This window comes from Ruegeria sp. Ofav3-42 (assembly GCF_022347725.1).
Taxonomy (GTDB): domain Bacteria; phylum Pseudomonadota; class Alphaproteobacteria; order Rhodobacterales; family Rhodobacteraceae; genus Ruegeria.
Genome location: NZ_JAKRGB010000002.1, coordinates 160,474 through 183,480, shown reverse-complemented (window position 1 = coordinate 183,480; position 23,007 = coordinate 160,474). Strand labels below are relative to the sequence as shown.

Below are 23,007 nucleotides of genomic sequence, written 5' to 3'. Positions count from 1 at the left end.
GCGTTAAAAACCATATTCCGACGGGTAGATAAAGCAAAATGCTTGCGTCAAACAGACGCTATTTTTGATCTGGATCAAACCCGAAAGGTCCCAACCGATGCCCAACGACCCGTTTCGCCCTTTTGAAAGCGCTATTCCGCAGGACGAAGCGCTTGCGGTTCTGCAGTCCGCCACCGCTGGGGCCGAGGACGGAGAATTGTTTGTCGAACGGCGGAAATCCGAGTCACTGGTCTTTGATGATGGTCGTTTGCGCACTGCGTCTTATGACGCCTCCGAAGGATTTGGCCTGCGCGCGGTTCAGGGTGAGGTCGCCGGGTATGCGCACTCCACAGATGTTTCCATTCCAGCCCTGAAGCGGGCTGCCGAGACGGCACGCCTGGCCGTAGGTGACGGTGGCGGCACATTGGCGGACGCGCCGCGCGCCACCAATACCCGCCTGTACACCGATGAGGATCCGATCGAATCCGCCGCCTTCCCGGTCAAGATCGAGACCCTGCGCGAGATCGACGCCTTCGCTCGTGATCTGGACCCGCGCGTTGTGCAGGTCAGCGCAACAATCGCCGCCGCTGTGCAGGAGGTGGAAATCCTGCGCCCCGATGGCGTTTTGGTTCGGGATGTACGCCCGATGACGCGCCTGAACGTCTCGGTCATCGTGGAACAGAATGGTCGCCGAGAAAGCGGCTCAGCTGGCGGCGGCGGGCGCGTTGGTTTGGATGGGCTGATCGACCCATCCGACTGGCAGGACAAAGCACGCGAGGCGCTGCGGATCGCACTGGTCAATCTTGACGCGGTTCCCGCCCCGGCCGGTGTGATGGAAGTCGCCTTGGGCCCCGGTTGGCCCGGTATACTGCTGCACGAGGCCATTGGACACGGGCTGGAAGGCGATTTCAACCGCAAGGGCAGCTCGGCCTTTGCTGGTCTTATGGGGCAGCAGATCGCGTCCAAAGGGGTGACGGTGGTAGATGATGGCACGACCCCCGATCGGCGCGGGTCGATCACGCTGGATGACGAGGGCACACCTAGTTCGCGAACAGTTCTGATCGAGGACGGTGTCCTGACCGGGTACATGCAGGACCGCCAGAACGCGCGTCTGATGGGGGTTGCCCCCACCGGCAATGGGCGGCGGCAGAGCTATGCGCACAAACCGATGCCGCGGATGACGAACACCGTCATGCTGGGCGGCGACGCCGACCCGGTCGCACTGGTGGCCGATATCAAGGACGGCATCTGGGCTGTGGGCTTTGGGGGTGGTCAGGTCGATATCACCAACGGCAAGTTTGTATTCTCCTGCACCGAGGCGTACCGGGTCGAGAACGGCAAGATCGGAGCGCCCGTGAAAGGTGCCACCTTGATTGGGGACGGTCCGTCAGCGCTAAAGCGGATTCGAGGTCTGGGCAACGACATGGCGCTGGATCCGGGCATGGGGACTTGCGGCAAGGACGGTCAATGGGTGCCGGTCGGTGTCGGGCAGCCCACTGTTCTGATGGACGGCCTGACGATTGGCGGATCGGCGGCGTAATCGGGAATCGCCAGGCAGGAAATCGAGAGCGCAGGGTTAACGCTGCGCTTTCGCTTGATCGGTGTATCAGGATTACATTGCGCGGCCACACCAAGCGCGTGGAAAATTTTTCGACTATATTTCATAATGTTAACTTAAATCAGGCGTCATTCCCCGAAAATTTTCCGAATAATTTATCGCGATTCACAAGCTGTTAACCTCGGCAGTCGTAAACCAGTTCTGCAATCAGGCGGAGCAACGGATGACCGAAGAGCAGCTTTCTTCCTTTCACCCCACACTCCCACCCACCACGGAAGAGGATCGGTTTTTCTGGCTTCGTCTGTTGCGCTCTCGCAAGGTCGGTCCGGCGACGTTTCGACGGCTGCTGCGCGAACATGGCTCGGCGCAGAACGCGCTGGCCGCGCTGCCGGAAATGGCACGCGCTGCCGGAATTGATGGGTATGAAATTTGCCCGCCCGGCGTAATTGAGGCGGAGCTCAAGGCTGCAAAAGCCGCTAATGCGAAACTTTTGTGCCTTGGGTCCGCCGACTTCCCCTCAGTACTGTGCGATTTGTCCGATGCCCCGCCGATGCTTTGGGCTATTGGCGACACATCCATCTTGCAGCGGCGGGCCATTGCCATGGTCGGCGCGCGAAATTGTTCCTCGCTGGGCGCGCGTATGGCGCGAGGACTTGCGACGGATCTTGGAAAGCAAGGTCATGTCGTTGTATCCGGTCTGGCGCGCGGAATTGACACCTCAGCCCATTTGGCTGCGTTGGAGACAGGAACCGTGGCGGTTATGGCGGGCGGGGTGGATATCATATACCCAGCCGAAAACGCGGCACTGGCGGACAAGATTGCCCAAACCGGGCTACGCGTGTCCGAACAACCGATGGGCGTGACGCCACAGGCCCGTCACTTTCCGCGCAGAAACAGGATTATCTCGGGGCTGGCGCAAGCGGTCGTCGTTGTTGAAGCCGCCGCAAAGTCCGGTAGCCTGATCACAGCGCGGGACGCCTTGGATCAGGGGCGCGAAGTTCTGGCCGTGCCCGGACATCCCTTCGACGCCCGCGCTGCCGGATGCAACCTGCTGATCCGCGACGGCGCGACATTGGTGAGATCCGCTGAAGATGTCATTGAGGCACTGCCGAAACAAGTTGTGACTTGCGATGTCGAAAACCCCACCCTGCCCCATATGCCCGATAACCCAATCATCACCGGCACCGCGCTGCACCAGGAAATCCTGTCGCGATTGGGGCCGTCCCCGGTTGCCGAAGACCAGTTGATCCGAGATATCGCAGCAACGGCCGGAGAAATCGGCCCCGCATTGGTCGATCTGGAACTTGATGGGCGCATTCAGCGGCAACCGGGCGGTTTGCTGTCTTTGACGGCGTAACGCGGATTCGCCCTGCGACGTTGCTTGGTTTGGCACTGCTTATCTACCTGATATCACCGCGTTATTACTGCATTCAAAGGAACTCATTGACAATTCGCCCTTGCCCTCCACATTTTGCACGATCATAGAAGGCACACATTCTGTCGAGCGAGGTTTTCCCTTAAATGCCTGTAGTTGTTGTAGAATCTCCTGCCAAGGCCAAAACAATCAACAAATATCTTGGCCCCGACTACACGGTTTTGGCGTCTTACGGCCATGTGCGTGACCTTCCTCCGAAGGATGGTTCCGTCGATCCCGAGCATGAATTTGCAATGAAATGGGAGGTCGGCAATGACAGCCGTAAACATGTCAAAGCCATCGCCGACGCGCTGAAAGAAGACAACGCGCTGATCCTCGCAACCGACCCCGATCGCGAGGGTGAGGCCATCAGCTGGCACCTGCAGGAAGCCCTGACCAAGCGCCGCTCGATCAAGAAGGACACGCCGGTCAGCCGCGTCACGTTCAACGCCATCACCAAAGACGCTGTGACCGAAGCGATGCAAAACCCGCGCGAAGTCGACATGCCGCTGGTCGAGGCTTATCTGGCACGCCGCGCGCTGGACTATCTTGTAGGCTTTAACCTGTCTCCGGTCCTGTGGCGCAAACTGCCGGGGGCCAAATCCGCTGGTCGTGTGCAATCGGTCTGTCTGCGCCTGATCGTCGAGCGCGAGATGGAGATCGAGGCCTTCAAACCGGTTGAATACTGGTCGGTCAAAGCACAGTTCGAAACGCCGCGCGGTCAGACGTATGAGGCACGTCTGGTAACGCTGGCAGGCAAAAAGCTGGACAAGCACGATCTGGCCAACGCCACACAAGCCGAACTGGCGGTTCAGGCGATCACCAGCCGCGCGCTGAGCGTCACCTCGGTCGAGGCGAAACCAGCCGCGCGCAACCCCAGCGCCCCCTTCATGACCTCGACCCTGCAGCAAGAGGCCAGCCGCAAGTTCGGCATGGGTGCGCGTCACGCGATGCAGGTGGCGCAGCGGCTGTATGAGGCCGGGTACATTACTTATATGCGAACCGACGGTATCGACATGGCCCCCGAGGCTGTGGCTGCCGCTCGCGACGCGATCACCGATCGTTACGGCGCAGAATACGTGCCGGACAGCCCACGCATCTATAAGAACAAGGCCAAGAACGCGCAGGAAGCGCACGAGTGTATCCGTCCGACGGATATGTCGCGCGATGCCAAGGCTCTGAAGGTCACGGATGAGGATCAGCGCAAGCTTTATGATCTGATCTGGAAACGCACTATTGCTTGCCAGATGGCCGCGGCACGGCTGGAGCGTACAACGGTTGAGATCGGTAGCGATGACGCGCAGGTCGGTCTGCGCGCCACGGGTCAGGTGGTGCTGTTTGACGGATTCATGCGCGTTTACGAGGAAGGCCGCGATGATGTAGCCGACGAGGACGAAAAGCGCCTGCCTCAAATCATGCAGGGTGACCCAGCCCGCTTTGCCAAAGCCTCATTGCGTGATCAGTTTGCGAAGGCGACCAGTGAATCTGGCGACAAGGTCGCGAAAGAGGCCATTCTGTCCGAGAACGAATCTGTTCTGGCACTGCAGCACCATACACAGCCGCCGCCGCGCTATACCGAGGCTACTCTGGTCAAGCGGATGGAAGAATTGGGGATCGGTCGCCCCTCGACCTATGCCTCGATCGTGACGACGATTCAGGACCGGGAATATGTGCGTAAGGACAAGAACCGGCTGATCCCTGAGGAAAAGGGCCGGATCGTCACCATCTTCCTGCTGAACTTCTTCCGGCAGTACGTGGGCTACGAGTTCACCGCAAATCTGGAAGAGCAATTGGACGATGTCAGCGCCGGCGGTCGTGACTACAAGGAGTTGCTGAGTAAATTCTGGCGCGATTTCTCGGCAGCAATCGGCGAGACGTCCGAACTGCGGATTTCCGAGGTGCTGGACAAGTTGGACGAGGCGCTGGCTCCGCAGCTCTATCCGCCGCGAGAGGATGGGTCCGATCCGCGAATCTGCCCGAAATGCGGTGTGGGTCAGCTGCACCTCAAGACCTCGCGCACCGGCGGATTCGTGGGCTGCGGCAACTATCCGGAATGCACCTACACCCGGCCCATCGCCGGTGAGGGTGCCGAGGGTGATGAACGTCTGCTGGGCGAAGATGCGGGCGATGAGATCTGGCTGAAATCGGGCCGCTTTGGTCCATACGTTCAGCGCGGCGAACCAACGCCCGAGAACAAAAAGCCCCCACGCGCGTCGCTGCCACGTGGGTGGAGCAAAGATGACATGGAACTGGACAAGGCGCTGACGCTGCTGTCGCTGCCCCGTCAGATCGGTGAGCACCCAGAGGGCGGCATGATCAGCTCGAATTTCGGGCGGTTTGGTCCTTATCTGATGCATCAGCTGCCGGAAGAAGCCAAACCGGTATATGCCAACCTCAAAGACCCCAACGACGTGTTCGAGATCGGCATGAACCGCGCGGTCGAGATGCTGGCCGAAAAACGCGCCAATCCAGGCCGGGGGCGTCGTGCGGCAGCCAAGCCGCTCAAGGAACTGGGGGAACACCCCGATGGCGGCGCAATGCAGGTTTTGGATGGGCGTTACGGGCCGTATGTGAAATGGGAAAAGGTCAATGCGACCATTCCCAAGGACATCAAGCCCGAAGATGTGACGCAGGAAATGGCCATTGAACTGGTCAACGAACGCGCGGCCAAAAAGGGCACCAAGAAAAAAGCGGCTCCGAAAAAGAAAGCTGCGGCCAAGAAAACGACCAAAAAGGCGGCCACCTGACTTTGTTTAGGTAGAAATACCACCTACCCCTTGGTTTCATTGACTTCCCTGTGACGTGGCGGCACAACCTGCGCCATCACCATGTCATTGGGGGAGTTTTCCATGAAGAAAGTCTATGCCAATGCCACCGAGGCGCTCGATGGAGTGATTTCGGACGGCATGATGATCGCGGCGGGCGGTTTTGGCCTGTGCGGTATACCTGAGCTGCTGCTTGAGGCCATCAAGGACTCGGGTGCTCAGAACCTGACTTTTGCCTCGAACAACGCAGGCGTCGACGATTTCGGAATCGGCATCCTGCTGCAAACCAAGCAGGTCAAAAAGATGATCAGCTCGTACGTTGGCGAAAATGCTGAGTTCATGCGTCAGTATCTGAGCGGTGAGCTGGAGCTGGAATTCAACCCGCAGGGCACCCTGGCCGAGCGTATGCGCGCCGGTGGTGCGGGCATTCCCGGATTCTACACCAAGACCGGCGTGGGCACCGTGATCGCCGAAGATAAAGAGCACAAAGACTTCAACGGCGAGACCTACATTCTGGAAGAAGGCATCTTTGCCGACCTCGCTATCGTCAAGGCGTGGAAAGCCGACGACACCGGCAACCTGATCTTCCGCAAGACCGCGCGCAATTTCAATGTGCCAGCCGCGACCTGCGGCAAGATCTGCATCGCCGAGGTTGAAGAGATCGTCCCGCGCGGCTCGCTGGACCCCGATGCAATCCACCTGCCCGGCATCTATGTGCATCGCATCATTCAGGGCGAGCACGAAAAGCGCATCGAACAACGCACCACCCGTAAGAAGGAGGAAGCATAATGCCTTGGGATCGCAATCAGATGGCCGCGCGTGCGGCACAAGAACTTGAAGACGGCATGTATGTGAACCTTGGCATCGGTATTCCGACGCTGGTGGCGAACTATGTGGGCGACAAGGACATCACCCTGCAATCCGAGAACGGTATGCTGGGCATGGGCCCCTTCCCTTTTGAGGGCGAAGAGGATGCAGACCTGATCAACGCGGGCAAGCAGACGATCACCGAACTGTCCCGCACCTCATATTTTGACAGTGCTACTTCGTTTGCCATGATCCGGGGCGGCAAGATCGCAGCCGCGGTTCTGGGCGCAATGGAGGTCGATGAAGAAGGTGATCTGGCCAACTGGATGATTCCCGGCGTGTTGGTCAAAGGCATGGGCGGCGCGATGGACCTTGTGGCCGGCGTTGGCCGCGTCATCGTGGTGATGGATCACACCAACAAGCACGGCAAATCCAAGCTGCTGAAGAAATGCACCCTGCCTCTGACGGGCAAGAAGGTGGTAAATCGCATCATCACCAATCTGGGTGTTCTGGACGTGGTCGATGGCGGTTTGAAGATCATCGAGATCGCCGAGGGCGTGACCGAAGACGAGATCCGCGCCTCGACTGAGGCCAATATCGTCAACTGATACCAATCATAAAAAAAAAGGCCCACCGGTTACCGGAGGGCCTTTTTCATTGCCCGGTCTGGAAGACGCAACCGTCCGAAATTAACTCCGGCGGCGTCGAACATAAGGCGCGGGCCACCTGAAACGCTGCCAGGACCTTTGGCACATAGTCACGTGTTTCCGCATAGGGCGGTACGCCTTCGTGTTTTCGCACGGCACCTTCGCCTGCATTGTACCCGGCCAGCACGAGAATCGGGTCATTGCCGAACTCTTCCATCAGCCAATTCAGGTATTTTACCCCGCCAGAGATATTCTGTGACGGCTGCATACTGTCCTGAACTCCAAAGCGTTTGGCTGTGGCGGGCATCAACTGCATCAACCCCTGCGCCCCGGCCGAACTGACGGCATCCTTCCGCCCAGCCGATTCCACCGAAATAACCGCCAGCACCAGTGCCGGAGAAACATTTGTACCAACGGTTGATCGCAGTATATCAACGCCGCGCTGTTGGGCGATATTCTGCAAGGTCTGCAATCTTGGCGAAGAGACGTTGGTCGCTGCCAGCGCATTTATGGCGTCGTCCAGTCGCCCGGACCCCGACTCGGCCATCGCGGGCGAGACCCTCTCCCAAAAGGCTTTGTACGATCCGACTGCTTTACTGACTGCACCAACAGCACCCGGCACTGCGGCGGGCACGACCCGCGTGCGCGCAATGATATCGGGCACTATGAGCTCGGTACCCGTACTTGGGGCAGAAGGTGCTGTCGCATGTTCCTCTGGTGTTATCTGTACAGTTACGCGAGGCCGCGTGCCCGGCTTGGGTGCCTTCACCCGCTTGTAGACACCCCTTGGTTCGATCTCGTTTGCGATTGCTGGCGCGGGGCCAGATACCACCAACGCCGCTAAGCCGGCGCAAGTTATTGCGTCCCGGAGATTCATCTGCCTGCCTCATGTTTATTCTTTTGGTTGATTTGAACCTCGAATCCGCCCGTAAGACCAGAAAAACAATGCGAAATGGGGCGATTTCGCCTCATTTGGCGCAATTTTGCACCGGCCCAGCAAGGCTGCCTCGGTCACACTGAATTTTTAATTATTAATTTTCAATTGCTTACAGAAAACACTACCAAAAAGTTAAACCTCCTCCAAAAAAAATGGGGTTTGGCCCAATTCCTGCCACGCACAGCAGGCAATCATAGTGCATACCGAGACGGTCGGGAGCGGACTGAGAGAGAAAGCTCTGGGAGACGCCGAGGTTTAAATAGACATTTTTGATCCTTTAGGAGGGACGTAACATGATCAAGTTCTTCAAGAACTTCCGCAAAGACGAAGACGGCGCCGTAACAGTTGACTGGGTTGTTCTGACCGCAGCCGTTGTTGGCCTGGCCGCAGTTGCATACACTCAGATCGGTGAAGGCACCGGCAAAGTGGCCGCCAAAGTTGGCACCTCGCTGGGTAAAGTTGAAGGCGCTGTTCAAGAGCCTGACGTAGACTTCTCGCAGTAATAATTCAGATCTTCTGAGTATTCTTTAATGGGGGCCTAGCTTGATTCAGCTTGGCCCCCATTTTTTCAGAAACTCCGACTTTGGGGTTCCCATGGTAAACAGAGTAAAAATTCTCCTGAAAGACGAAGATGGCGCTGTCACTGTAGATTGGGTCGTTCTAACAGCGGCATTGGTTGGGATAGCCGTCTTTATCGGCCTGTACTTCGCGGAACCCGTGCGGGAAATAGATGCTGCAGTCGGCACATCACTGACCAAGGTCAGCGACAACGTTCAGGAAATCACTGTTGACTTTAGCCAGCCTGGCTCCTGATCCCGTTCGCAGCTAAGTCATCGCGCTAAAGAACGGCTGCGAAAAAGCAATGATTGTCCCCCTTTTCGACACAATTGGCATTCATATAGGGGGAAACTGATGTCGTACCGTGTTCGACGTCTAACCTGAATGAAGTTATGTGAGGGGACGCGAATGCGCGCAGTATTTGGACTTGTCCTGATTATCGGGGTGGCTTTGGCCGGAGGTGCCGTCTATTTGGCACAAGACTATATCGCTCAGTATCAGGACCAACTTGCCCGAGAGCGTCAGGCGACGCAGGAAGCGCTGGCGAATGTCAAAACGATTCCGACTGTCGGAGTAATTGTTTTAAACGGTGCGCTGAAATACGGCCAACGCGTGACAGAAGAAGACGTTCGTATCGTGAACTGGCCCGAGGACGCCGTCCCTGAAGGCACCTTCGTAGATATGGCAGTGCTATTCCCAGAAGACGCTAAGGGTGAACGCTTTGTCCTGAGAGCAATGGAAAAAGACGAAGCTCTAATGGAGGTGAAAGTCACACGACCCGGCGAAGCGGCCGGTCTTACTTCACGTCTTGAAAAAGGCATGCGAGCGTTCGCTATCAGCGTCGACGTCGCATCGGGCGTTTCGGGCTTCTTGCGCCCGGGTGACAATGTCGATGTTTACTGGACCGGCTCCCTGAGAGGTGCAGGCGGCGAAGGCGAGATCACCCGTCTGATTCAGAACAACATCGAATTGATCGCAGTTGACCAGACCGCGGGATCAGATGTGACGGGCGCCACGATCGCGCGCACGGTAACGGTGGCCGCGACACCGGAACAAATCGCTGCTCTGGCTCAGGCTCAGAATACTGGGCGATTGTCCCTGGCGTTGGTTGGGGTGCAGGATGAAACCGTCGCAAGCGCGGTTGAAGTAGACCAGAGGAAACTGCTGGGAATCAAAGAAGCGGCACCGGCCCCTGTTGCTCCGGAGGAAAAAGTCTGTACGGTGAATACCCGCCGCGGTGGTGAAATCGTAAAAACGGTCATCCCCTGCACAAACTAATGAAAAATCAGAACCTTAAAGACACAAGCCGTGCGTTCAGCGCGGCTTGTGTCGTTTCGGATGTTGCGTATTGCCCACATAAGGAAATATCCAGAAACCATTGATTATTGCAATAAATTCGCAATTCGCGCAGTGTTAACGCACATAAGGGCATTAGACCTAAAACGAGGCGTGATCGGAGAGGCAGGTCACATGAAAATAAGTTCCTGGATCAGCGCAACCCTGCTGGGGTTGACGCTAGTTATCAGTTTGGCCGGCGATGCCGTCCGGGCTGAAACCCTTCGCGTGGTCAAGAACGGTACGGCGGAAACGCTGGATGTTCCGATGAACCGCGCAATTGTTGTTGAAAGCGAAACACCGTTCGCAGAGCTCAGCATTGCTAATGCGGGCATCGCTGACATTTCGTCGCTTTCTGATCGCACAATCTATGTTCTGGGTAAGGCACCAGGCCTGACCACCCTGACGTTGTTCGACGGGGCGGGCAATTTGCTGGCCAATGTGCGGGTCCGCGTGTCCCCGGATGTATCCGAATTCAAAGAGCGGCTGCGTCAGATTCTACCGAGTGAACCGATCGAAGTACGCACCGCGAATGACGGGATCGTCCTTTCGGGTACGGTTTCCAGTGCTGCCAAATTGGCGCGCGCGTTGGAGTTGGCCGAGCGTTATGCGCCCGAGCGTGTGTCGAACCTGATGTCGGTTGGCGGTGTCCAGCAAGTGATGCTGAAAGTTCGCTTTGCCGAGATGAATCGCTCGGTTGCCAAAAGCCTGACTGCATCGCTCGGCTTCCGGGGTACAGACGCGACCGGAGGTATCAACACTCTGAACAACGCCGCCTCTTTGGCCAACGCGTTTGTCAATAACACCATACCCCTCCAACAGACAAATACCGGCGCCGTCCTTTTTGGCTTTGGAGTGGGCTCTACGCAGGTACGCTTGCTGTTGGAAGCACTTGAAACCAAAGGACTTGCCCGCACTCTTGCAGAGCCCAACCTGTCAGCTCTGTCGGGTCAGGAAGCTGAATTCCTGGCGGGTGGCCAGGTCCCAATTCCGGTTCCCGCCGATGACGGCCAAATTGCCATTGAATATCGAGCCTTTGGTGTTCAGGTCCTCTTTACCCCCCGCGTGGTGGATGGCAATATTATTAACCTCGAACTGGGAACGTCGGTCTCAAGCATCGACCCGAATTCCGACTTCACAATTGCCGGTAACAACGTGCCGACGTTCATCGTGCGTGATACAAAGACGACGGTTGAGCTGCGGGACGGCGAAAGCTTTGCCATTGCAGGCCTGATTCGGGACGATTTCACAGACGCGAACAGCCAACTCCCATGGATCGGCGACGTTCCCGTTCTGGGCTCTTTGTTCCGCAGCGCGGAATACCAGCGCCAACAATCTGAACTGGTGATCATTGTCACCGCACATCTTGTATCACCGACCCGCGGTGAAGCCTTGGCCTTGCCAACCGACCGGGTCAAACCGCCCACCGAGTTTGATTTGTTCCTCAATGGCCAAACAGCACGTACCGAGCGTTTGGGTGCCGGTGGCGCGTCCGAAGTCGCCAAGCAGGATTTTGGCAGCTCGTACGGCTACATCCTGGAATGATAGGGAGGATAGGACCAATGCAGAAGTGGATCATTACACTGGGTCTTTCAGTCGCTGTCGCCGGATGTACGCGTGAGGCAGGTTATGAAGTCGACCAAGGTGCCTTCGGGAACGCGACTCTGAATAACATTCAGGTCATGAACGGTGAACTGACTTATGCCCAGATTCTGGGTCAACGGTTTGCCGCCGAGGTGCCAACGCAGATCAACTTTGCCTTCGACAGCACAAATCTGGACGCAACTGCCCAGCGCATTTTGCTACGGCAGGCGGCCTGGATCAAACAATTCCCCGAAGCGCGGTTCCGCGTTTACGGCCATACGGATGCTGTCGGGTCCAAGGCATATAATCAGGCTCTTGGGCAACGCCGCGCCAACGCTGCAGTTGCGTTTTTGACGCAACAGGGAATCTCGCGGTCCAGGCTGGAAGCTGTTGTTTCCTTCGGTAAAACGCGACCTCTGATCGACACAGCGAACCGCGATCGCCGAAACCGCCGCACGGTGACAGAAGTATCCGGTTTTGTAGATCGCAACCCATTGGTACTGGATGGCAAGTATGCTGAGATCGTGTATCGCGAATACGTCGCAAGTGCCACGAGAGAAAGCTACATCCAGCGTGAAGATGCCTCCACCTCTAGCGATGAATAATCCATAAGAAATGGGCGGCATCGTCGCCCATTTCCCTACAATTGGTTCTTTTGCGCCAAAATCTTGCCTAAGTTCCAAGCCACCTTTTCAACAATAGGGTGAAGTGCGGCCGGTATTGGCCGCGACCGGGCAACAGCAAACTGAACCGAACCAGATACGTTCGGTCGGTATGCAGGCCCTCACGACGAGGATTGTGTAAATGACAAGCGCCACGACGCATGATGATGGGACTGCTATTCTGGCCTGCACGATCAGCCGCGACGTTCAGAACTTTGATCTGCTGATCGAAGATATGGAGGCCATACTGGGTGAGCGTTGGGGGGACTTGGGATTTGCCGAAGCTCTGGCCTTCTTCAGTCAGCCCGAGGCCGAAAGCCTTGAATTCGTTGCACTTGCCATTGACGGCGAAGACGAAGACAACCTTTCCCTGATGGGCGAAATCATCTCGCAGGCCAAGGAAAAGAAGATCAAGGTCGTGCTGATCGCCGAAGATGTAACACCGGCCTCACTACATCAGCTTTTGCGCAAAGGTGCGGACGAGTTTGTCCCCTACCCTCTTCCCGAAGGTGAACTTCAGGAAGCTATCGAGCGTATGAACAAACCTGATCCGGTCGCTGCTCCGCAGGCGGCAGCTGTGCCGATGGTTCAGGGCGAATCAAAAGAAGGTGCCCTTTTTGTTGTTCAAGGTCTGGCGGGTGGCGTAGGGTCGACCACTCTGGCGGTCAACCTGGCCTGGGAGCTTGCAACAGTTTCCGATAAAGACGCGCCAACCGTCTGCCTGATCGACCTGGACCTGCAATATGGCAGCGTGTCGACTTATTTGGATCTTCCGCGCCGGGAAACCGTGTTCGAAATGCTGTCGGACACTGCTTCGATGGATGACGATGTGTTCTCGCAGGCCCTTCAGACCTTTGAGGAAAAGCTCAAGGTTCTGACCTCACCGTCGGACTTGGTTCCGCTGGACCTGATCACCCCCGAAGACATTGAGCGGGTGATCGATACGGCCCGAAGACAATTCGATTATGTCGTCGTCGACATGCCGACGACTTTGGTTCATTGGTCGGAAACCGTTCTTCAGGCTGCACATGTATACTTCGCGCTGCTTGAACTGGACATGCGTTCGGCACAGAACGCGCTGCGTCTGAAGCGGGCCTTACAGGCCGAGGAACTGCCGTTCGAAAAGTTACGCTTTGCGTTGAACCGGGCTCCGAAATTCACGGATTTGAATGGCAAAAGCCGGGTCAAGCGAATGGGCGAAAGCCTGGGTATTTCGATCGACCTGCAATTGCCCGACGGTGGCAAACCCGTCATGCAAAGTGGCGACCACGGTCTACCGCTTGCCAATTCGGCGGCCAAAAATCCGCTGCGCCGCGAAATCGCCAAACTTGCAAAGTCGCTTCACAGCCTTGGCAGCAACAACGCCGAGGCCGCGTAACGGAATTCCAGAGGGGTAGTTGTCGTGTTTTCAAGGTACAAGAAACAGCCCGCGGCGCAGCCGGTCGAAACCGCTGCCGCACCGCAAACCGCGGCTCCTGCGCCAGCGGCCGAGAAGGCACCTGCGGCCAACGCAATCGCACGCCGGCCTGTGCAACAGAAATCGGCAGAGCCAGTAGTTTCTGATCGCGAACGCAAGCGCAAAGAGCGGCTTGGTGAAATCAAGATCGAACTGCACCGCGAACTGCTGGAGAACTTGAACCTGGCAGCACTTGAAAAGGCGGGCGAAGCCGAACTCCGCGCCGAAATCAGTGCCATTGTCAGCGAAGTTCTGGAAAGCCGCAATATCGTTCTGAACCGCGAAGACAGAACTCAGCTTAACAAAGAACTGTATGACGAAGTCACCGGTCTGGGACCTCTTGAGACTCTGCTACAGGACGATTCCGTCAATGATATTCTGGTTAACGGGCCTCAGCAGATTTTCGTTGAGCGGTTCGGTAAGCTGGAAATCAGCGACATCACGTTTAAGGACGAAAAGCACCTTATGCGGATCATCGACAAGATCGTGTCCGCCGTCGGTCGTCGTGTCGATGAATCCAACCCTTATGTTGACGCCCGTCTGGCCGACGGTTCGCGTTTCAACGCAATGGTGCCGCCGATTGCAGTTGATGGATCTTTGGTTTCCATTCGTAAGTTCAAGAAAGACAAGCTTGGTATCGACGATCTGGTCAATTTCGGAGCGTTTACCGAGGAAATGGCCGCCTACCTTCAAGCCGCAGTTTCCACCCGGCTGAACATTATCGTATCCGGTGGTACAGGTTCGGGTAAAACGACGACGCTGAACGCTCTGTCCAGCTTCATCGACGACGCCGAACGCATCCTGACGATTGAGGATACGGCGGAACTTCAGCTGCAGCAGACCCATGTAGGACGAATGGAAAGCCGCCCGCCCAACGTGGAAGGCAAGGGGGAGGTCAGTCCGCGCGACTGTCTGAAAAACGCTCTGCGTATGCGTCCCGACCGAATCATTGTGGGTGAAACGCGTGGCGCCGAGGTGATCGACATGTTGCAGGCCATGAACACGGGCCACGACGGTTCGATGACCACGATCCACGCAAACTCGGCCCGAGACGGGATCTCGCGTCTGGAAAACATGATCGCAATGGCCGGGATCGAGATGCCAATCAAGGCGGTTCGCAGCCAGATCTCTTCGGCTGTGAACCTGATTGTACAAGCCAGCCGTCTCCAGGACGGCTCGCGCCGCATGACGTCGATTACCGAGATCACAGGCATGGAAGGTGATGTCATTTCGATGCAGGAAATCTTTAGATTTCAAAGGGTTGGACTGACGCCAGACAATAAGATCATTGGCCATTTCACCGCAACGGGCGTCCGCAGCCACTATTCGGAACGCTTCCGTCTGTGGGGCTTTGACCTGCCTCCTTCCATCTACGAACCGACGACCGTCTAAGGAGATCCGGATATGCAACTGCCCGTAGAGGCCCTTATCTATGTCGTGATCTTCGTTGGAGTGCTGCTCCTGGTCGAGGGCATCTACCTTGTGGCGTTTGGCAAATCCATCAGCCTGAACAGTCGGGTGAACCGTCGTTTGGACATGCTGGACAAAGGTGTAGGCCGCGAACAGGTGCTGGAACAGCTGCGCAAGGAAATGCAGCAGCACATGAAGTCTCAGAGCATCCCGCTCTATTCTCTTCTGGCTGATAAAGCGCAAAAGGCGGCAATCGCCTTCTCACCCCGCCAATTGATTATGATTATGGCGTTGGTCTCCGGCTTCGCCTACGTCGGATTGAGCATCGGCACAGGGACGGCTCCCGTTCTTAGGATCGCGCTGTCAATCGCAATTGGTGTTGGTGGCGTCTATGCGTGGGTAAACCACAAAGCTGGCAAACGCATGGCCATGATGGAAGAGCAGTTGCCTGATGCCGTGGAATTGATGGTGCGCTCGCTGCGCGTTGGTAACCCCTTTGTCTCGACGATCCAGATCGTCGCCAACGAGGTACAGGATCCGCTTGGGACCGAGTTCGGAATCATCGCTGATGAATGCGCCTACGGCCGTGACGCGGGTGAAGCGCTTAAAGATCTGGCCGAGCGTCTGGATATGCAGGATCTTCGCTTTTTGTCTGTCGCCGTCGGCATTCAGCAACAGTCCGGCGGTAACCTCGCCGAGGTTCTGGCCGGCCTTGCCAAAGTTATCCGCGCACGCTTTCGCTTGTTCCGCCGGGTCAAGGCGATCACGGCCGAGGCTAAATGGTCCGGCAAATTTCTGTCCGGCTTTCCGGTGTTCTGCCTGTTGTTCATTCTTGTAAAGGACCCCGGCTATTATGACGACGTTGTCGACCATCCTTGGTTCATTCCGGCATGTTTCTTTGTCGGCATCATGCTGACCCTGAACCTGATCGTCATGCGCATCCTTACGAACATCAAGGTCTGAGGGCACCGACATGGAACTTCTGAGCCAAATCAATGATATCCTGACAGAGCATCTGGGACAGTTTGGACCGCTGATCGTGGTCGGCATTTTGGGATTGTTTATGATCCTTGTTGCCTTGCCGCTGATGCTGAACCAGCCAGAGGATCCTCTCAAGAAACTGCAACGTTCGAATGCAGCACCAAAGGGTGAAAAAAAAGCAAAGAAGGACAAGCTGCGCAACACCAGCCGCAATGAGCAGCTTCAGAAATTCGCAACATTCCTTGAGCCCCAGAACGAAGAAGAGCTTTCGGCCATGCAGCTCAAGCTGCGCCAGGCCGGCTATCAGTCCAAGGACGCGGTCCGTTTCTTCCACTTTGCCCAGTTTGCGCTCGGCATTGTTGGTATTCTGATCGGCGTGATGCTGGTGACGGTTCTGGCCGGGGATCAGGAGTTCACTCCTTCGCAAATGGCAATCCGGGTTCTGATCCCGGCCTGCGGGTTCTATTTCTTACCGCGTTACTGGATCACCAGACGTGTAGCCGAGCGGCAGGAAGCAATCGTTGCCGGGTTTCCTGACACGCTTGACCTGATGCTGGTATGCGTCGAAGCGGGTCAGTCGTTGGATCAGGCCATCGTACGCGTGGCTTCAGAAATGAAGGTCTCCTACCCAGACATTGCCCTGGAATTCGAGGTCATTGCCTACGAATTGAAGGCGGGTAAAGACAAAGATACCGTTCTGCGTGACTTTGGTACGCGCTGCGGGGTTCAGGATGTCAGCGCCTTCGTTACCGTTATGATACAGTCGGCCACCTTTGGTACATCGATTGCCGATGCTCTGCGGGTTTATGCCGGTGAAATGCGTGACAAACGCGTGATGCGTGCCGAAGAGGCTGCGAACAAGTTGCCAACCAAAATGACACTTGCCACAATGATGCTAACAGTGCCACCTCTGCTGGTCATTCTGGTCGGCCCATCGGCAAAAGGTATCGCAGACTTTGCAAACAGCGCGGGCTAAACTCCCGATAATATCAAAAATCAGGCGTATCCATTTCCGGATACGCCGCGCGGTTCAGGCCACCATGGTGTTCGCTATGGTGGCCTCTTGTACGGAAACAGGTCAGTCAAGTGACCTGGACGCCCCCGGCCTCGACCCTAAAGCCGAGGGGGTGGATCCAGTTACAGTCGGCAACCGCTTGATGTCTGCGGGCGAATATGAACTGGCGATGGACGCCTTTACGCGGGCCGCCTTGGATCAGGGTATGACCCCACAGATTCTCACGTCCTTGGGCACTGCAAATCTGGGCCTTATGCGTTTGGGTCAGGCAGAAGACCTGCTGCGTCGCGCCGTCAAGGATGATCCGGACTGGCCTATAGCGTGGAACAATCTTGGCGTTCTGCTGATGGAAAAAGGTGCGTATCCAGAGGCTTCTCAGATGTTCCGAAGGGCCTATGCGTTGGACAATGGCGAAAGTGACGCAATCCGTGACAATCTGCGCTTAGCACTCGCAAAAATGGAAAATCCTGTTAATACTACCCCGGAAAAACAAGAATATACACTGGAGCAGCAAGGCGACGGGCAATTCAAGCTGCGCAAGCTCCCGTAACATTGGCAAGAGCAGTAAGGGACGCAAAAAAATGCGCCAACAATTCTTGATTCCGACTATGGTAGTGTGCGGGATGGTTCTTTCCGCCTGCGAAAAAGAAACCTCAGAGGAAAAGGTAGAACGCACGTATCAGGAGGTTAACGTCATTGACGAAACCAACCTGAATGAGGTTCTGCTGACCGCTGCGGACCCGAATGAGGCCGTTACCTATTTCCAAGGCGCGGCCGCCAAGAATCCGGATCGGATAGACCTGCAGAGGGGTCTTGCAATTTCCCTTTCGCGCGCCAAACGCACAACCGAAGCTGCGTCGGCCTGGAAAAAAGTTACGACCATGAAAGGTGCCTCGAGTGTCGACAAGGTCGAGTATGCCGGTGCGTTGGTGCGTGCCGGTGACTGGGCGAAAGCCAAGGCGACACTTGATACCGTGCCCCCGACTTATGAGACCTTTCAACGCTATCGCCTTGAGGCAGTTGTCGCCGATTCCAGAAAAGACTGGAAACGGGCGGATCATTTCTATGAAACCGCCGTCGGCCTGACCACCCGCCCCGGAAGCGTGATGAACAACTGGGGATACTCAAAACTGTCGCGTGGTGAGTATGCCGAGGCCGAACGCCTGTTCAGTGAAGCGATCCGTCAGGACAGGTCTCTATTCACGGCCAAGAACAACCTTGTGCTGGCACGGGCTGCGCAGGGCAAATACAGCATGCCAGTCGTTCCCATGACACAGATCGAACGTGCCATGTTGCTGAACACAATGGGCATTACGGCGGTCAAACAGGGCGATGTCACAACGGCGAAGAACCTGTTCCGCGAAGCGATTGCGACTCACCCACAGCATTATGAGGAAGCCGTTCGCTCGCTCCGCGCGCTCGAGGAAGCCTGATTCATGCATATCCCCGCGACTGCGGCGGCTTGGTTTTTACCGTTCGTGTTGCCCATCTGCTTTTATGTGGCGTTCACTGATCTGCGCAGCATGCTGATCAAAAATCACGCTGTTCTCGCCTTGGCCGCCGTTTTTACCGTCGTGGGACTGTTCGTGCTGCCGCCCTGGTCGACCGAGTGGACGACCGGTGGCGTGGGTCCCGTTATTATGACGCTTCCGCCTTACATTTGGCAGCTGCTGCACATTGTTGTCGTTCTTTTATTGGGATTTTTGTTCAACGCCGCCGGCGTCATGGGGGCCGGTGATGCCAAGTTTCTGGCCGCCGCCTCGGCTTTCGTCTGGCCCGGAGATTACAGCCTCATGATAATGATTGTGACTAGCGCCACGCTAGGCGCCTATGTCACGCACAGACTGGCCAAATATACGCGGCTCAGAACAATTGCCCCCGATTGGGAAAGCTGGAACCGGATCAAACAGTTTCCGATGGGCTTTCCGCTGGGTGTGAGTCTGGCAATCTATTTGATTTTTGGAACTGTTTCCGGCTCATGAACTATCATCAGTCCGCCTTTTCAATGCCTTGGTAGTGACACAAATCAGGTTAAGATTTTCTGCAAACAGCCCCGTGGTGGGCAATTGGCGCGAATACTGGTTAGACGGGCAACGCTCATGAATATGCAGACCACTTCGGTAATGGCCCCCCCTGCCCCCAAGGGGTTGGGCGAAATGAAATTGCCCATCGTGATGATGCGGGACATTCTGCTCAAGACGATGTTCCGAAAGAACGTCGACACTGTCTCACAAGTCGCAGAAGCAATCTGCCTGCCCGGCGCGGTCACCCAGGAACTGATCGACATTGCGCGCGAACAGAAGCTGATCGAAGCCACAGGTACCCTGAATGCCAACAGCGGCAATGAGATGGGGTATCAGTTGACGGACGCAGGCAAGGCGCGCTCGCTGGACGCGCTGAGCCAATCGGAATACTTCGGCGCAATGCCGGTTCCGCTGGACGTCTATCGGGAACAGGTCAAGCGCCAATCGATCCGAAATATTCAGGTTACACGTGACCAACTGACCGGAGCGATGGGCCATCTGGTTCTGCCCGACAGCCTTCTGGACCATTTGGGCCCTGCGGTTAGCGCGGGCCGGTCCATTCTGATGTACGGCCCTCCGGGCAACGGTAAGTCCTCGATCTCGAACGGTATTCGCGACGCGCTTGGTGACAACGTGTATGTGCCTCGGGCGATCGAATACGCGGGTCAGGTGATCACGGTCTATGACCCGATTGTTCACACCGCGATCGAGCAAGAGGCCGACGACCCCAACAGCCTGCGCCGCCGCAAGCGGTTCGACACGCGCTATGTTCAATGTGAACGCCCGACCGTTGTGACTGGCGGTGAATTGTCGCTCAGCATGTTGGATCTGGTGTACAATCCGACAGCGCGAACCTATCAGGCACCGCTGCAATTGAAGTCGACCGGCGGCATCTTCATCGTGGACGACCTTGGCCGTCAGCAGGAACCGCCACAGGCCCTGATCAACCGCTGGATTGTTCCGCTGGAAGAGAACAAGGATATTCTCGGCCTGCAATCCGGTGAGAAATTCGAAGTCCCGTTCGACACGCTGGTCATCTTCTCGACCAACTTCCACCCGAACGAAATCTTTGACCAAGCGGCCCTGCGCCGGATCTTCTTCAAGATCAAGATTGGTGGACCGAACCAGGAAGACTTCCTGAAAATCTTTGCGATGGTGGCCCGCAAGCGCGGCATGCCGCTGGACGAATCCGCTCTGGTGCATTTGCTGAAGGTTAAATACCCGACCATCAACAACGTCTACGCAAATTATCAGCCGATCTTCCTGATCGACCAGATGATCTCGATCTGCGAGTTCGAAGGTATCCCGTACCAGATGAGCCCCGACCTGATCGACCGCGCCTGGGCCAACATGTTCGTCAAGGATGAGACGATCGTCAAATAACGCCGTGCCATTTCCGGGATTAGACGGGTAGTCTGCGCGCATGACGCAGATTCCCGCTCGGATCACGGATTGGTTTGCCTCAAAAGGTTGGTCCATCCACCCGCACCAACAGGACATGTTCGACCGGGCTGCGGACCCGGCCACATTGCTGATCGCGCCAACCGGTGGCGGTAAGACGATGGCAGGATTTCTGCCGACACTGGCTGAACTGGCCGCAGGTGACCGGACCGGTCTGCACACGATTTATATCTCTCCTCTCAAGGCTTTGGCAGCCGATATCCGACGAAACCTTCGTAGCCCGGCGGACGAAATCGGCCTGCCAATTCGTATTGAAGACCGAACCGGTGATACCTCGGCAACACAGAAGAAACGCCAACGCGTGGACCCTCCGCATATCTTGCTGACGACGCCAGAAAGCCTGGCTTTGCTGACCTCATACGAAGACGCTCCGCGGATGTTTAATGGCGTGCAACGGGTGATCGTCGACGAAATCCACGCACTGGCTGAGAGCAAACGCGGGGATCAACTGATGTTGGCCCTTGCCCGGCTGCAAAGCTTGTGCCCGGACCTGCGCCGCGTCGGCCTGTCCGCCACCGTCGAAGACCCTGAAGGCATTGCGCGGTTTTTGGCCCGCCACCCCGACCCCTGTCGGATCATTCAGGCTGACCCCGGCCCCGATCCGGACATTCGGATGCTTGAGACGCAAGAGATGCCCCCCTGGTCCGGAGGCGGAGCCGCCTATTCGATCCCGGCGGTTCTGGATCAGATCAAACAGCACAAGACGACGCTGATCTTTCACAATACCCGCGCGCAGGCCGAGATTTTCTTTCACAATCTCTGGCTCGCCAATGACGACGCCCTGCCCATCGGCATCCACCATGGCAGTCTGGATCGCCAGCAGCGCGAGCGTGTCGAGGCCGCAATGGTGCGCGGTGATCTGCGCGCAATTGTCTGCACCGGCAGTCTGGATCTGGGCATCGACTGGGGAGACGTGGATCTGGTCATCCAGATTGGCGCACCCAAGAACGTCAAACGGTTGGTGCAACGGATCGGGCGCGCCAACCACCGCTATAATGCGCCCTCTAAGGCACTGTTGGTGCCCGCAAACCGCTTTGAGGTCGTGGAATGTATCGCGGCACTTGAGGCCGCCAAAGCCCACGATCTGGACGGAGAACCGCGCGGCCCCGGTCCTCGGGATGTGTTGTGCCAGCATATCCTGATCGCTGCAGCCGCAGGCCCGTTCGAAGCGGAATCGCTATTCGTTGAGATGACCACCGCCGGGCCGTTTGCCGAACTCAACCGGGCGGAATTCGATGCCTGCCTGGATTTTTGCGCCACCGGAGGCTATGCCCTTCGTGCCTACGATCGCTGGCAGAGACTGTTGCAACGTCCAGACGGAAAGTGGCAGCTGAGAGACCCCCGAGCCGCGCAACGTATCCGAATGAATCTGGGCACGATTCAGGATACAGACACGCTGAAGGTGCGCCTGAAACGCAACCGCGGCGGCAAACCTCTGGGTGAGGTTGAAGAGGCGTTCGCCGCGTCGCTGACGCCTGGAGACACGTTTCTGATCGGCGGTCAGATCGTACGCTATGAAGGCCTACGCGAAATGGTGGTCGAGGTCAGCCGACGTGCAGACAAGAAACCCAAGATTGCCACCTTCTCGGGAACGAAATTCGCCACCTCCACGCAGCTCAGCGACCGTATCCTGCGGATGTTTGCCCAAACAGCCTGGCCTCAGTTACCACAGCACACATCGGATTGGTTGGCCCTTCAACGCGACATGTCGCACCTGCCACAAAGGGATCGCTTGCTGATCGAGAGCTTTCCCAACGATGGGCGCGAACACCTGTGCGTATATGGATTTGCGGGGCGCAATGCACAGCAAACGCTAGGCCTGCTGCTGACCAAACGGATGGAGGAAACCGGACTGGCCCCGATTGGCTTCGTTGCCACCGATTATGCCACTCTGATCTGGGGGTTGGACGCCGTGATGGACCCGCGCCCCCTGTTTCGGCAGGACACGTTGCGCGATGGGCTTGAGAATTGGCTGGCGGGCAATGCGGTGATGAAACGAACATTTCGTGCCTCGGCAACGGTCGCCGGATTGATTGAACGCAATACTGGTGGACAGCGCAAAAGCGGGCGGCAGGCGACGTTCTCGTCGGATATTCTGTACGACACTCTGTTGAAATACGACCCCAACCACCTGCTGATGCAGATCACACGCGAAGAGGCCATGCGCGGGCTGGTGGATTTCGGGCGTATCGAAGAGATGATCGCCCGCATCAGCGACCGGATCGATCTGGTTCGGTTGGAGCGGGTCTCTCCATTGGCTGCCCCGCTGTTTCTTGAGGTCGGGAAAGTACCGGTCAAAGGTGCTGCCGAGGAACGGTTGCTGGCCGAGGAAAGCGCCCGTCTGCTGCAGTTGGCTGGATTGGAATCACCGTAATACCGCTTGCACCGGTTACGTAAGAAGGTAAAGAACGTAA

At 56.8% G+C, this 23,007-nt stretch carries 20 protein-coding genes; 19 read left to right on the top strand and 1 reads right to left on the bottom strand.

Going from position 1 to position 23,007, the window contains the following annotated elements; genetic code table 11:
• Positions 1-97: 97 nt before the first annotated feature.
• The 5 genes from tldD (at position 98) to MHN28_RS03610 (ending at position 7,131) form a co-directional block, all read left to right on the top strand.
• Entirely contained in the window at positions 98-1,519 is a 1,422-nt protein-coding gene (gene tldD / locus MHN28_RS03630) for a metalloprotease TldD (RefSeq protein ID WP_239336006.1), read from the top strand.
• Between the two features lie 241 nt (positions 1,520-1,760).
• The gene (gene dprA / locus MHN28_RS03625) at positions 1,761-2,894 is read left to right on the top strand and encodes a DNA-processing protein DprA (RefSeq protein ID WP_239336005.1); all 1,134 of its coding nucleotides are present in this window, start codon (positions 1,761-1,763) and stop codon (positions 2,892-2,894) included.
• Positions 2,895-3,058: 164 nt separating this feature from the next.
• Positions 3,059-5,698 carry a type I DNA topoisomerase gene (topA, locus tag MHN28_RS03620; protein WP_239336004.1) on the top strand — a complete coding sequence of 880 codons (2,640 nt, stop codon included), beginning with the start codon at positions 3,059-3,061 and terminating at the stop codon, positions 5,696-5,698.
• Positions 5,699-5,800: 102 nt separating this feature from the next.
• The gene (locus MHN28_RS03615; RefSeq protein ID WP_239336003.1) at positions 5,801-6,505 is read left to right on the top strand and encodes a CoA transferase subunit A; all 705 of its coding nucleotides are present in this window, start codon (positions 5,801-5,803) and stop codon (positions 6,503-6,505) included.
• Positions 6,505-7,131, top strand: a complete 627-nt coding sequence (locus MHN28_RS03610; RefSeq protein WP_239336002.1) for a CoA transferase subunit B — start codon at positions 6,505-6,507, stop codon at positions 7,129-7,131. The genes MHN28_RS03615 and MHN28_RS03610 overlap by 1 nt, the downstream gene beginning before the upstream one ends.
• A gap of 46 nt (positions 7,132-7,177) precedes the next feature.
• Here MHN28_RS03610 and MHN28_RS03605 read toward each other — a convergent pair whose 3' ends face one another.
• Positions 7,178-8,047, bottom strand: coding sequence for a lytic transglycosylase domain-containing protein (locus MHN28_RS03605; RefSeq protein ID WP_239335997.1), 870 nt, complete (start codon positions 8,045-8,047; stop codon positions 7,178-7,180).
• Between the two features lie 353 nt (positions 8,048-8,400).
• On the opposite strand from MHN28_RS03605, the gene MHN28_RS03600 reads away from it, so the two are divergent.
• From MHN28_RS03600 to MHN28_RS03535, 14 genes are all read left to right on the top strand, one after another.
• Positions 8,401-8,610 carry a Flp family type IVb pilin gene (locus tag MHN28_RS03600; protein WP_239335996.1) on the top strand — a complete coding sequence of 70 codons (210 nt, stop codon included), beginning with the start codon at positions 8,401-8,403 and terminating at the stop codon, positions 8,608-8,610.
• 91 nt (positions 8,611-8,701) lie between these two features.
• Positions 8,702-8,920: a hypothetical protein gene (locus MHN28_RS03595; RefSeq protein WP_239335995.1), complete on the top strand. Its 219-nt coding sequence runs from the start codon at positions 8,702-8,704 to the stop codon at positions 8,918-8,920.
• 153 nt (positions 8,921-9,073) lie between these two features.
• The gene (cpaB, locus tag MHN28_RS03590; RefSeq protein ID WP_239335994.1) at positions 9,074-9,943 is read left to right on the top strand and encodes a Flp pilus assembly protein CpaB; all 870 of its coding nucleotides are present in this window, start codon (positions 9,074-9,076) and stop codon (positions 9,941-9,943) included.
• 192 nt (positions 9,944-10,135) lie between these two features.
• Positions 10,136-11,545 (top strand): type II and III secretion system protein family protein, encoded by a 1,410-nt coding sequence (locus MHN28_RS03585; protein WP_239335993.1) that lies wholly within the window; start codon positions 10,136-10,138, stop codon positions 11,543-11,545.
• A gap of 17 nt (positions 11,546-11,562) precedes the next feature.
• A complete protein-coding gene (locus tag MHN28_RS03580) occupies positions 11,563-12,189 on the top strand; it encodes an OmpA family protein (protein ID WP_239335991.1) in 627 nt (208 codons plus the stop codon).
• 199 nt (positions 12,190-12,388) lie between these two features.
• A complete protein-coding gene (locus MHN28_RS03575) occupies positions 12,389-13,624 on the top strand; it encodes an AAA family ATPase (RefSeq protein ID WP_239335989.1) in 1,236 nt (411 codons plus the stop codon).
• A gap of 24 nt (positions 13,625-13,648) precedes the next feature.
• On the top strand, positions 13,649-15,094 hold the full coding sequence (locus MHN28_RS03570; protein ID WP_239335988.1) for a CpaF family protein: 1,446 nt from the start codon (positions 13,649-13,651) through the stop codon (positions 15,092-15,094).
• A 12-nt stretch (positions 15,095-15,106) separates the two neighbouring features.
• The gene (locus tag MHN28_RS03565; protein WP_239335987.1) at positions 15,107-16,075 is read left to right on the top strand and encodes a type II secretion system F family protein; all 969 of its coding nucleotides are present in this window, start codon (positions 15,107-15,109) and stop codon (positions 16,073-16,075) included.
• A gap of 10 nt (positions 16,076-16,085) precedes the next feature.
• On the top strand, positions 16,086-17,069 hold the full coding sequence (locus MHN28_RS03560) for a type II secretion system F family protein (protein WP_239335986.1): 984 nt from the start codon (positions 16,086-16,088) through the stop codon (positions 17,067-17,069).
• Positions 17,070-17,145: 76 nt separating this feature from the next.
• On the top strand, positions 17,146-17,658 hold the full coding sequence (locus MHN28_RS03555) for a tetratricopeptide repeat protein (protein WP_239335985.1): 513 nt from the start codon (positions 17,146-17,148) through the stop codon (positions 17,656-17,658).
• A gap of 31 nt (positions 17,659-17,689) precedes the next feature.
• Complete coding sequence (locus MHN28_RS03550) at positions 17,690-18,541, top strand: lipopolysaccharide assembly protein LapB (RefSeq protein WP_239335984.1); 852 nt, start codon at positions 17,690-17,692, stop codon at positions 18,539-18,541.
• 3 nt (positions 18,542-18,544) lie between these two features.
• Complete coding sequence (locus MHN28_RS03545) at positions 18,545-19,090, top strand: prepilin peptidase (protein ID WP_239335983.1); 546 nt, start codon at positions 18,545-18,547, stop codon at positions 19,088-19,090.
• Positions 19,091-19,207: 117 nt separating this feature from the next.
• The gene (locus tag MHN28_RS03540) at positions 19,208-20,515 is read left to right on the top strand and encodes an ATPase (protein ID WP_239335982.1); all 1,308 of its coding nucleotides are present in this window, start codon (positions 19,208-19,210) and stop codon (positions 20,513-20,515) included.
• A 40-nt stretch (positions 20,516-20,555) separates the two neighbouring features.
• Positions 20,556-22,967, top strand: a complete 2,412-nt coding sequence (locus MHN28_RS03535) for a ligase-associated DNA damage response DEXH box helicase (RefSeq protein WP_239335981.1) — start codon at positions 20,556-20,558, stop codon at positions 22,965-22,967.
• Positions 22,968-23,007 lie beyond the last annotated feature (40 nt).